Origin of the sequence: Planktotalea sp., from assembly GCF_018607965.1 — a bacterium.
Classification (GTDB): domain Bacteria; phylum Pseudomonadota; class Alphaproteobacteria; order Rhodobacterales; family Rhodobacteraceae; genus Planktotalea.
Map to the genome: position 1 here is coordinate 7,183 of NZ_JABBAM010000059.1, position 11,380 is coordinate 18,562.

The 11,380-nt window shown below is 53.1% G+C and carries 11 protein-coding genes and 1 pseudogene; 7 read left to right on the forward strand and 5 right to left on the reverse strand.

Annotated features, from left to right (window positions below; translation table 11 throughout):
- Positions 1-543: pseudogene (locus tag QZ279_RS05360) on the reverse strand (hypothetical protein); the annotation flags it as partial.
- 136 nt (positions 544-679) lie between these two features.
- Between QZ279_RS05360 and QZ279_RS05365 the strand changes: the two are divergent.
- Positions 680-1,366 carry a thiamine diphosphokinase gene (locus tag QZ279_RS05365; protein ID WP_293448961.1) on the forward strand — a complete coding sequence of 229 codons (687 nt, stop codon included), beginning with the start codon at positions 680-682 and terminating at the stop codon, positions 1,364-1,366.
- On the opposite strand, the gene QZ279_RS05370 is transcribed toward QZ279_RS05365, so the two are convergent.
- Genes QZ279_RS05370 through QZ279_RS05380 form a run of 3 tightly spaced genes read right to left on the reverse strand, consistent with a single transcriptional unit; the run spans position 1,320 to position 4,348 of the window.
- Positions 1,320-2,228 (reverse strand): DMT family transporter, encoded by a 909-nt coding sequence (locus tag QZ279_RS05370; RefSeq protein ID WP_293448964.1) that lies wholly within the window; start codon positions 2,226-2,228, stop codon positions 1,320-1,322. The two genes, QZ279_RS05365 and QZ279_RS05370, sit on opposite strands and share 47 nt — an antisense overlap.
- A gap of 42 nt (positions 2,229-2,270) precedes the next feature.
- Positions 2,271-3,644 carry an L-serine ammonia-lyase gene (locus tag QZ279_RS05375; protein ID WP_293448967.1) on the reverse strand — a complete coding sequence of 458 codons (1,374 nt, stop codon included), beginning with the start codon at positions 3,642-3,644 and terminating at the stop codon, positions 2,271-2,273.
- Entirely contained in the window at positions 3,644-4,348 is a 705-nt protein-coding gene (locus QZ279_RS05380) for a glutathione S-transferase family protein (protein ID WP_293448970.1), read from the reverse strand. The genes QZ279_RS05375 and QZ279_RS05380 overlap by 1 nt, the downstream gene beginning before the upstream one ends.
- Before the next feature lie 115 nt (positions 4,349-4,463).
- Here QZ279_RS05380 and rpiA point away from each other — a divergent pair, with 115 nt between their 5' ends.
- The 6 genes from rpiA (at position 4,464) to QZ279_RS05410 (ending at position 10,602) form a co-directional block, all read left to right on the forward strand.
- On the forward strand, positions 4,464-5,252 hold the full coding sequence (gene rpiA / locus QZ279_RS05385; protein WP_293448973.1) for a ribose-5-phosphate isomerase RpiA: 789 nt from the start codon (positions 4,464-4,466) through the stop codon (positions 5,250-5,252).
- 27 nt (positions 5,253-5,279) lie between these two features.
- Positions 5,280-6,638, forward strand: a complete 1,359-nt coding sequence (gor, locus tag QZ279_RS05390) for a glutathione-disulfide reductase (protein WP_293449036.1) — start codon at positions 5,280-5,282, stop codon at positions 6,636-6,638.
- A gap of 71 nt (positions 6,639-6,709) precedes the next feature.
- Positions 6,710-7,864 carry an FtsH protease activity modulator HflK gene (gene hflK, locus QZ279_RS05395; RefSeq protein WP_293448976.1) on the forward strand — a complete coding sequence of 385 codons (1,155 nt, stop codon included), beginning with the start codon at positions 6,710-6,712 and terminating at the stop codon, positions 7,862-7,864.
- The gene (locus QZ279_RS05400) at positions 7,864-8,736 is read left to right on the forward strand and encodes a protease modulator HflC (protein WP_293448978.1); all 873 of its coding nucleotides are present in this window, start codon (positions 7,864-7,866) and stop codon (positions 8,734-8,736) included. The genes hflK and QZ279_RS05400 overlap by 1 nt, the downstream gene beginning before the upstream one ends.
- Before the next feature lie 4 nt (positions 8,737-8,740).
- Entirely contained in the window at positions 8,741-8,941 is a 201-nt protein-coding gene (locus QZ279_RS05405; RefSeq protein WP_293448980.1) for a DUF2065 domain-containing protein, read from the forward strand.
- Between the two features lie 230 nt (positions 8,942-9,171).
- On the forward strand, positions 9,172-10,602 hold the full coding sequence (locus QZ279_RS05410; RefSeq protein ID WP_293449038.1) for a Do family serine endopeptidase: 1,431 nt from the start codon (positions 9,172-9,174) through the stop codon (positions 10,600-10,602).
- A 61-nt stretch (positions 10,603-10,663) separates the two neighbouring features.
- Here QZ279_RS05410 and QZ279_RS05415 read toward each other — a convergent pair whose 3' ends face one another.
- Positions 10,664-11,239, reverse strand: a complete 576-nt coding sequence (locus QZ279_RS05415; RefSeq protein WP_293448982.1) for a peptidoglycan-binding domain-containing protein — start codon at positions 11,237-11,239, stop codon at positions 10,664-10,666.
- Positions 11,240-11,380: the final 141 nt, after the last annotated feature.

Below are 11,380 nucleotides of genomic sequence, written 5' to 3' on the forward strand. Positions count from 1 at the left end.
GGCCTGTTCAGCTTCACGCGCGGCTTGTTCTGCAGCTTGCTTGTCGGCAGCATTGGCAGCTTCTTGGGCAGCCTTGTCTTCGGCGGCAGGTGCAGCACGTCGGGTGGCGCGTTGCTCTGCGCGGGTGGTAGCTTCGTCTGCGACGCGCTTCTCTTGTGCACGAGTGTCTTGCTCTGCTTGCTCGGCAAGGTGGACTTGTTCGGCGGACTGATCGGCTTGCGCTGCATCAATCGCATCAGCATCTGCACTTAAAAACGTTGCAGCAGCAGGGGCAATTTCAGTGTGGGGAAGTTTGGTGCGTAGGACGATATTCCCACCTTCGCTGTGGGCTTCCACGCGGCGAGAGACTTCGCGCTCTGCAATCTTTGCCAGCATTTCAGCATCTGGGGTGGGTGGTTCGGCACCGAAATATCTGTCATCGGCAGCCAAGTCGCGAAAATACTCGGCGATGGCTTTCATCGTATCAAATGAATCGTCGAAGCCTTCTAAAGTACAGGAGAAGGTTCCGTAAGAAACGGTGAGAACTTTGCTCGTATTTACAATGATTTACTCGCTTTACATATTTGGTGCGGCATTACTAACGTATGAGTGTCGACGAAAGCGGCCCGAATCTGTGACTTTGATGGTATCATTTCGTGTCCCAATTGTGATCTGTTTCCCAAAAAGGCGGTAATTCAGGATGATTTCTAAAATTGTTCACAAATTGGAACCGATCGCATTGGTTGGAGGGGCAGACCTTGAACGTTCTGTTTTCGAAAGGGCTATTGTTCATACTTCGTGCATTATCGCTGCGGACGGCGGTGCGCGCCATGTTCTGAGGTTTGGGGCAATACCGGACGCGGTCATAGGCGATATGGATTCGCTTTCGGGCGAAATTAAGGCCATGCTTCCAAAATCGACCGTGCACTGCGTTGCTGAACAAGACAGCACCGATTTTGAAAAATGCTTAATGCGGATCGACGCCCCTTTGATAGTGGGGATTGGTTTTTTAGGGGGGAGGTTGGATCATCAACTCGCCGCGTTTCACGGGCTGATCCGTTTCGCAGATCACAAATGCCTTTTACTTGGCGCAGATGAGTTGGTGTTCTTGTGTCCGCCTCAGATCGAACTGCCGCTAGAGGCGGGAACGACTGTTTCACTGTTTCCCTTGGCACCAACGCGCATGAAGGCAAGTGGGTTGAAGTGGTCTTTTGAAGCGCTTGATCTTGAACCCGGCAAACAAATCGGGACATCAAATGAAGCGCTTGGACCTGTTCGCATCGCGGTAGATACGCCAGCGTTACTTTGCATTCTTCCAGCGCATTGTTTTGAACTGACGCTTAGAGCGCTTTTGCACCAATGCGGCTCATGGCCCGCTCACGCTTAACGATGTAGAGCCCCGCAGAAATCGTGATTGCGATGCCAAGAGATGCCAAGCCATTGGGCAGTTCCGAGAACACGAACCACCCGATCAGCGTTGCGAAGGGTATTTCTAGGTACTGCATGGGCGCAACTGTGGCCGCCGGTGCAAACCGCAAAGACCATGTCATTAACAAATGAGCGAACGTTCCAAGAAGGCCGATTGCAAAAAGGAAAAGGACCTCGCCCGTCGTCGGCAGCTTTAGTGCGAAGAGCTCGATATCGCTCCCGCTGAAAAGAACAAGCGCGGGCAATAGGATCGCGACGGCCATGAAACCGTTGACGGCTTGCAATCCAATTGGATCCACGTCCTTTGCGATTTTGCGTGTGACCAACATAAAGAGCGAGAAGACAACGGCAACGACCAAGGGCAGTAACGCAGGCCACCCTACGTTGTCGAACGCAGGTTGGATAACCAGCAACGTCCCAATGAAGCCGACACCACAAGCGCCAAATCGGCGGATACCGATTTCTTCACCAAGAACATAATGCCCAAGAGCCAGCATGATGAAGGGCATCACAAAGGCAATTGCGACGGCGTCTGCAAGCGGTAGATACATAAGCGCAGAAAACATCGCGCCGATCCCGATGATATGAAGCAGCGTGCGCAACCACGCCAATTGTAATGTGCGCTTTTTCATATGCCACGGTCGTTTAGTCAAAATGACCAAGGGGAGCAATAAAAGCGCTTGTGACGCAAACCGTGCAAGAAGAAGAATGCCAAGCGGCACAGTTTGGCCAATAATCTTGGCCATTGCATCACCCACCGGGGCGAGCAAACAAAAACCAAGCATCAGCACGATACCAATAAGGGGACGATCAGAGGCCATGTGCGGACGCTACGAACGCATTTGTTTCAATGCAATCGTCCATTAACAATTCGGGATGTTTACGGCCAACCCTCCGAGCGAGGTCTCTTTATACTTTTCGCTCATATCGACACCCGTTTGGCGCATGGTCTCAATGCAGGCATCCAAGGGAACCAAATGTTGACCATCACCTCGCAGCGCAAGGGATGCAGCGCTCACTGCTTTTATGGCACCTAGACCATTTCGTTCGATGCAAGGGACTTGAACCAAACCTTTTACAGGGTCGCAGGTCATGCCCAAATGATGCTCCAGCGCGATCTCGGCGGCGTTTTCTACTTGCTCAGGTGTTCCCCCTAGCACGGCGCATAGTCCAGCGGCGGCCATGGCGGCGGCACTTCCAACTTCGGCCTGACATCCTGCTTCTGCACCAGAGATGGACGCGTTGAACTTGACCAAGCCCCCAATCGCGGCAGCAGTCAGCAGGAATTCCTCAACCTTGCTTTCAGATGCGCCCGAGACATGATCTAGATAATAACGGATCGTCGCAGGCACGACACCAGCGGCGCCATTGGTCGGGGCCGTCACGACTTGGCCGCCCGCAGCGTTTTCCTCATTCACAGCCATCGCATAAGTGCTCATCCAGTCGTTGATCGTGTGAGGCGCGTTCAGGTTCATCCCGCGTTCAGCCAGCAGCGCATCATAGATACCCTTGGCGCGCCGGCGTACGTTCAGACCACCGGGCAATATACCATCGCGCACTAACCCGCGATCGATACAGTCGTTCATCACTTGCCAAATGCGTGCGGTGCCAGAGCGCAGGCTTTCGCTACAGCCTCGCGAAATTTCATTCGCGCGCTTCATCTCTGCGACGCTTTTGCTAGCGATCTTCGCCATTTCCAACATCTCGGCGGCAGACTTGAACGGGAAGGGGACGGGCGCGCCTTCATCTGTGTCTTTGCCTGCGTCCAACTCGGCCTCGGTCATCACAAAACCGCCGCCAATGGAATAGAAGGTGGTTTGTAGGATCACATCGCCCTGCGCATCGGTCGCCATCAGGATCATCCCGTTCGCGTGACCGGGCAAGTTTGGACCAAAATCAAAGTTCAGATCGGTCTTTGGATCAAACGAGAGGGTGCCCAGACCGTCTGGTGACACCGATTTCGAGGCAATGATTGTAGCCATAGCAGCGTCTGCTTTTGCGCCGTCATAGGTTTCTGGCAGAAATCCAGCCAAGCCCAGAACCGTCGCGCGGTCCGTGGCGTGCCCAATTCCTGTGAAAGCAAGGGATCCATGCAGTGACGCACGCAGTCCTGCGAATTCAAAAGGCGACGCGCGGAGTTGATCGAGAAAACGACCAGCTGCCACCATAGGCCCCATTGTGTGCGAAGACGATGGGCCGATGCCCACTTTGAACATATCAAATATGGAAAGGAACATTATGTTGCACTGCCTTCTGGGGGATTTGGATGAATAGGGGCCGAGAATGGCGTTGGGCCAAGACCCTCTGCTGCTTGGACCTTGATAATGGCGGGGTGTTTATCGACACGCGCTGCAAGCGCCAAAAGGTTTGGGTAGGTGTGAATCTGTGCCCAACCTTTTGCGTACGTTTTCGGGTATAGCTGGGCCCATCGTAAACAAGCACAAACATAGATGTCGAGAAGGCTGAGGTCCGCGCCACCAAGCCAATGCATATCAGGATCTGAGATCACTTGATCCAATTGCGCGAAATCAGCGCAAATGCGCTGGGCGAGACCATCGCGCAAATTGTCCATATATTCTGCGTCAATGAACTTCTCAGGGTAAAACATTTGACGCAGGCCCGCGTGGAGCGAATTGGAAATGAAGAACATCCATTTCAGCGCATGACCGCGCGCAGGGTCATGAAGTTTTGGAAATAGCGCACCGTGACGATCCGCAAGCCAAAGCAAGATTGCCCCCGTTTCAAAGATGGCGCCCTCTTCGGTTTCAAGCGCAGGGATCATCCCCAAGGGATTGATGGTACGGTATTCAGCCGAGCTTTGGGCCTCCAAACTTCGATCCACAAGAACCGCCGTGTAGGGCGCACCGATATATTCTAGCGCGATCCGAATAATCAGAGATGCATTGTCGGGGGCATAGTGAAGGGTGTAAATATGGCTCATTCGGCCTGTTTACGCGTAACCGACACACCGTCCACGCTGAAAAGCGACATTCCGCTCTCGCACCCCGTCCAAGCTGTGTTTATAAGGCGTGCAACTGCCAAGGAGACTCGTGCACATGACCGGAGAACTGTCCCCCATCGATAAAGCGAAATTTGTGGCCGCAAAACGCGCTGCAGCTTTTGTAGAAGACGGCATGCGCGTCGGCCTTGGAACGGGTTCAACTGCGGCATGGTTGGTGCGGTGCTTGGGCGAAATGGTGCGCGATGATGGCTTGCGTATTCGTGGTGTTCCGACATCGACACGCACGGCCGTTCTAGCGCGCGAAGTCGGTATCGAAGTAATTTCGCTCGACGAAGCGCGCTGGCTCGACATTACAATCGATGGCACAGACGAATTTGACGGTGATTTGAACCTGATCAAAGGCGGCGGCGGCGCGCATTTGCAAGAAAAGATCGTCGCGACAGCCTCAGATCAGATGATCGTCATTGCGGACGCGGGAAAAGAAGTCGAAACACTAGGCGCGTTCCCTCTACCCATCGAGGTCGTGCCATTCGGTTGGCAAACCACGCGTGCACTTGTTGAAGAAACACTGGTGTCCATGGACGTGCTTGGCCGCCAAATTAGTCTGCGTATGAACGGTGATTCCCCTTATATTACGGATGAAGGCAACCATATTTTGGACCTCAGCCTAAAGCGGATCGGCAACCCGCGCCAGTTGGCGATGGTGATCAACCAGATGCCTGGTGTGGTCGAGAACGGTTTGTTCATAGATATATGTGACGTAGTTGTGATCGGCCATGGGGATGGAAAGGTCGAAGTGCGCGACATAAATACGGGAACGGTAGAACATGATCGACTTGCTTTTGTGGAAAACGACAATCTTTTCACAGACCTGACTGACTGACTGAGCTGAGCTGAACTGGATTGAATGATGGCATTTGACTACGATCTATTTGTAATTGGCGGCGGTTCTGGTGGCGTGCGTGCGGCGCGCGTTGCCGCGCAAGAGACTGGCGTGAAAGTGGCCTTGGCGGAAGAGGACCGTTACGGCGGGACGTGCGTCATTCGTGGATGTGTTCCCAAGAAATTGATGGTGTTTGCCTCTGGATACGGCGCAATGGCGCAGGATGCACGCGCATATGGCTGGGACGTCACCGAGAACGGATTCGACTGGAGCGCCTTTCAAAAGAAGATGCATGCCGAACTAGATCGTCTTGAGGGCATCTATCGCTCGCTTTTGAAGAACGCTGGCGTTGAGACATTCGACAGCCGTGCAAGGATTGCAGATCCGCATACAGTTGAGTTGGCTGACGGCACGCGCAAAACGGCCAAGCATATTCTGATCGCGGTTGGTGGTCGCCCCGTTAAGCCTGACATGACTGGTGCAGAGCACGCGATCACGTCGAACGGAATTTTCGATCTCAAAGAGCTGCCGAAATCCATGCTGATCGTTGGCGGTGGCTATATTGCGTCTGAATTTGCAGGCGTGATGAATGGAATGGGCGTAGCAACGACGCAATTCTATCGCGGTGCTCAAATCCTGCGTGGGTTTGATGATGAAGCGCGCAATTTCGTAGCCGAGGAAATGGTCGCGCGCGGCGTTGATCTACAGCGAGAGACAAACATCACCGAATTGCGCCGTGAGGGCGCAGGTGTTTGGACCAAAGACACCAACGGTATCGAAAAGGTCTATGATCAGGTGATGTTCGCAACGGGGCGTTGCCCGAACTCGGATAACCTTGGTCTTGAAGAGGTTGGCGTTGCGCTGGGCCGCAAGGGCGAGATCATCGTTGATGAGTATAGCCAGACGGCTGTCCCTTCGATCTATGCGGTCGGCGATGTCACGGATCGAGCAAACCTGACCCCCGTCGCGATCCGCGAAGGAATGGCGTTTGTTGAGACGGTTTTCGAAGGCAACCCGACCAAATCAGATCACGATTTGATCCCCACGGCGATTTTCACGCAGCCAGAAATGGGTACAGTGGGCATGTCCGAAGAAGAGGCAAAAGCCCAAGGTCCGATCGAAGTTTACAAGACATCGTTCAAGCCAATGCAGCAAGGTTTTGCGGGGCGGGGCGAGCGCGTGTTCATGAAACTCATCATCTCCCAAGAAAACCGCAAGGTTCTGGGCTGCCACATCGTCGCACCAGGCGCGGGTGAAATGATCCAGCTTGCGGGCATTGCAGTGAAGATGGGCGCAACAAAAGAAGACTTTGATCGCACATGCGCAGTGCATCCGACGATGTCCGAAGAATTGGTAACACTGAAAACACCTGTACGTACGGGTTGAAATTTCGGGAAACCTGTCCAAATTAGTTTGTAAGGTAACCCAAATGATTTAATTGAGGGGAAGTAGCTTAAATGGCTGGTAACAACGGCGGCCCATGGGGTGGCGGTGGCAATAACGGATCAGGCGATGATAATCGCGGATCTGGCAATAATGGCTCTGGCGGCGGCGGACGTCGTCCCGAAGGTGAGGGGCCGCAAATCCCTGAAATCGACAAGCTGATGAAAAAAGGCCAAGAGCAACTGCGCGTCCTTATGGGTGGTCGTGGTGGCGGAAATGGCGCAAACGGATCTGGCGGCGATGCTGGCGGGCCAGCGTTCACGCGCGGCACAGTTGGTTTGGGTGTCTTGGCGGCCGTTGTCCTTTGGGGCATGGCCAGTTTTTACACGGTCAAGCCAGAAGAGCAGTCCGTTGAACTGTTCCTCGGCAAATACTCAGCGACGGGCAATCCTGGTCTAAACTTTGCGCCTTGGCCCATCGTGATGGCTGAAGTTATTCCCGTGACGCGTGAACAAACCGAAGATATCGGTGTTGGTGCGCGTGGCTCTGAAGCGGGTCTTATGCTGACGGGTGACGAGAACATCGTTGATATCGATTTCCAAGTTGTTTGGAACATCACTGACCCAGCGAAATATCTGTTTAACCTGCGTGATCCTCAAATGACGATCCGCGCGGTATCTGAATCAGCGATGCGCGAAATTATTGCGCAATCAGAGCTGGCTCCGATTTTGAACAGAGATCGTGCCAGCATTGCAGAGCGTTTAGACGATCTGATCCAAAGTACGCTTGATAGCTACGATTCTGGTATGAACGTTGTGCGTGTGAACTTCGACAAAGCCGACCCACCCCAGCAGGTGATCGACTCGTTCCGTGAGGTCCAAGCGGCCGAGCAAGAGCGTGACAAGCTTGAAAAGCAAGCCGACGCCTATGCAAACCGGATTGTTGCGGAAGCCCGTGGTGAAGCCGCGCAAGTTCTGGAAGAAGCCGAAGGCTACCGTGCACGTGTTGTGAACGAAGCCCAAGGTGAAGCAAGCCGCTTCACAGCGGTTCTTGCCGAGTACCAGAAAGCACCAGAAGTGACCCGTAAGCGCCTTTATCTTGAAACGATGGAAGAAGTTCTAGGTCAGGTCGATAAGATCATTTTGGATGAAAATGCAGGCGGTGGCCAAGGCGTCGTGCCTTACTTGCCACTTAACGAACTGCGTAAAAACGTAGGAGGGAGCAACTAATGCGTAAAACCACATACCTTCTGCCGATAGCAGTGATCGCGATTGCCGCGATCCTGTCATCGATGTTCATCGTGGACGAGCGCGAAAAAGCGCTGGTTCTACAATTTGGTCGCGTCGTTGACGTGAAAGAAGAGCCGGGCCTCGCATTTAAAATTCCTCTCATCCAAGAGGTCGTGCGCTATGACGACCGTATCCTTAGCCGTGACATCGATCCGCTTGAGGTAACGCCTTTGGACGACCGTCGTCTCGTGGTTGACGCGTTTGCACGCTACCGGATTTCGGACGTGAACCAGTTCCGTCAAGCGGTTGGTGCGGGTGGAATTCCAGTTGCTGAGAACCGTTTGGACAGCATCTTGCGCTCTGAAACGCGTGAAATTCTGGGTTCTGTTTCGTCAAACGACATCCTCAGCACAGACCGTGCAGCCCTGATGCTTCGTATTCGCAACGGCGCAATTTCTGAGGCACGTAACCTTGGCATTGAAGTCATCGACGTACGTCTAAAGCGGACAGACTTGCCGACGGCTAACCTCGAATCCACATTTGCGCGTATGCGTGCAGAACGGGAACGTGAAGCGGCTGACGAAATCGCCCGTGGTAACGAAGCCGCGCAGCGTGTTCGTGCGCTTGCGGATCGTACTCAGGTTGAAATCGTCTCGGATGCCAAGCGTTTGTCTGAAATTACACGTGGTGAATCAGATGCGGAGCGTAACGCGATCTTTGCGACGGCCTACGGTGCGGACCAAGAATTCTTTGAATTCTACCGGTCTCTTGAGGCTTACCGCGGCGCTTTGAAAGGCAACAACTCGACTATGGTTCTTTCGCCTGACAGTGACTTCTTCAACTACTTGAAGTCAGATCAGGGCAAGGATTAACCCGATGATTGCCAACATTTTATTGGCAATTGGGTTGGTAATGATTATCGAGGGGCTGGTGTACGCACTGGCCCCTTCGCTTGTTGAAGACCTGCTCGAAGCCTTGCGCAACCTCTCTCTTGAGATGCGCCGCACGTTCGGCCTGCTGGTCATGGTGCTTGGGGTTTGCTTTCTATTCGCTGCGCGTGCGCTTAGTGCGGGTTGAAAAACGGCGTTGCAATTTTGAAGCATTGTTCACGTAATCTTCACATACGCTTGAAACACTGAAACGATATTTGCGTTGCACGCAAACGTACCTAGATAGATGGTGAGTACCAAGGTCGGCATCACTTCTTGATCCGGAAAAGTCTCAGACCATAAGGAGGTCTACTTACAATGTCGCAGGCTCTTGCCCTTTCATATGACACGCAACGTGAAACCCCTAAAAAGCTGCCAATGGGGCTTGCAATGGGTCTCAGTGTTGCTTTGCTTTTACTCCAAACGCTCAGTGCATCCGCGCGCGGGGCCCCTGAAAGTTTCGCGGATCTTGCAGAAAAGATCAGTCCAGCCGTGGTTAATATTACCACGACAACAACTGTTGCGCGAAGCACAACACCGCAAGGCGTGGTTCCTGAAGGATCACCATTCGAGGACTTCTTCCGTGAGTTCCAAGACCGTAATCGCGGTGGTGACGGTGCCACACCACGTCCTCGCCGGTCTTCCGCGCTTGGTTCTGGTTTTGTGATTTCCGAAGATGGCTTTGTTGTCACCAATAATCATGTCATCGACGGCGCTGATGAGATTATGATTGAATTCTTTGAAGGCGGCGAACTGCCTGCAAAGGTCATTGGCACTGATCCAAACACAGATATCGCACTGCTAAAGGTGGAAGCGGAAGTGCCGCTTTCCTTTGTTAGCTTCGGTGACAGCGACGTGTCGCGCGTTGGCGATTGGGTGATGGCAATGGGTAATCCATTAGGACAGGGCTTTTCTGTTTCGGCTGGTATTGTCTCTGCACGCAACCGTGCGCTTAGCGGATCCTATGACGATTACCTGCAAACAGATGCTGCGATAAACCGTGGTAATTCAGGTGGTCCCTTGTTCAATATGGACGGTGACGTCGTTGGCGTGAACACAGCGATCTTGTCACCCAACGGTGGATCGATCGGTATCGGTTTTTCCATGGCGTCAAACGTTGTTGTGAAAGTCGTTGATCAGCTCAAAGAATTCGGTGAAACGCGCCGTGGTTGGCTGGGTGTTCGTATCCAAGATGTGACCGAGGATGTTGCAGAAGCAATAGGGCTTGAAAAAGTTGCGGGCGCTTTGGTGACAGACGTTCCAGAAGGTCCCTCCGCTGAGGCCGGTATCAAAGCGGGTGACGTGATCCTAAGCTTTGATGGCAAAGATGTCAGCGATACACGTTCGTTGGTACGCACTGTTGGCAACACACAAGTTGGCAAAGCGGTTCGTGTTCTGGTGTTCCGTGAAGGCAAAACACAGACACTCAAAGTTACACTTGGTCGCCGTGAAGAAGCCGAAGGCGCTGTTCCTGCGGCGCAACCTGCTGAACCAGAAGCCCCTGCAAAGACAGAAATTATGGGTCTTACTGTGTCCGAAATCACAAACGAGTTGCGTGAGCAACTTGATCTCGCGGACACGGCGTCTGGCCTTGTTGTTCAAGATGTAGATCAGGACAGTAAAGCCTATGAAAAAGGTTTGCGTGCGGGCGATGTTATCACTGAGGCGGGTCAGCAAAAACTGGCAAGCGTCGATGATTTGAACGCTCAGATTGACGCTGCGCGTGAAGCGGGACGAAAATCACTGCTGCTTTTGGTACGGCGTGCTGGTGATCCGCGCTTTGTCGCGCTTGCGCTTGAAGACAGCTAAAGCAAGCACAAACAAAACGAAGGCCCTGCATATGCGGGGCCTTTTTCATTTCTGCTTAACCTTATTGTTGATCAGGTCCGTACGCGCTTAGCCCTAGCTTGCTCGATGCGGCCAAAGATAAAATTGAACTATCTAGACCTTGTGGCGCTTGGTATTTACGGATCGCGCTTCGTGTCTTCTTGTCGATGTAGCCTGTCACACTTCCACGAAAATGCCCACGTGCCTTTAGTGCGCGCTGCAAGGATGAAATAAACTCGGGCGTTAATTCCGGGGCGCAGCGGGTTTCAAACCATAACTCACGCCGTTCTTTGGTGATGCTTTGGGATGTTTCGGTTTTGTATATTGCAGGTGCGCTCACGGTTCCATCGGATCGGATCTCAGCGGGCTGCAATTGAATATGATGCGTAACCGTTTCCAACTCAGCAGGTGTTACATGTTTCCCCCAACAGCTGCCTTCCACGGCACCGGGCGGGGGTGTTGACTGGGTGTACACCAAATCAGGTTCATCAAATGCAGCGCGTGTTACTGCTTCAAAGGGGGCAGAGCAAGACGCCAGTAAGCACAGCGTAGCCATACCGGAAACACGCCGGATCACCGTAAAACACGGGAAGGAGCTGTGTCGCAACGCCTGTCTCACTGCTTGCCGCCTTGATGGCGATCTGTGTTCATCCCTAACTACTTTTTCTCCACAGGAACAGTCTGAACATAAAAACAGCGCTCTAATGGGGCGAATGGACATCACGTTGGCGTAAATGGGGCTGGAACGCGGGGCGTAGCG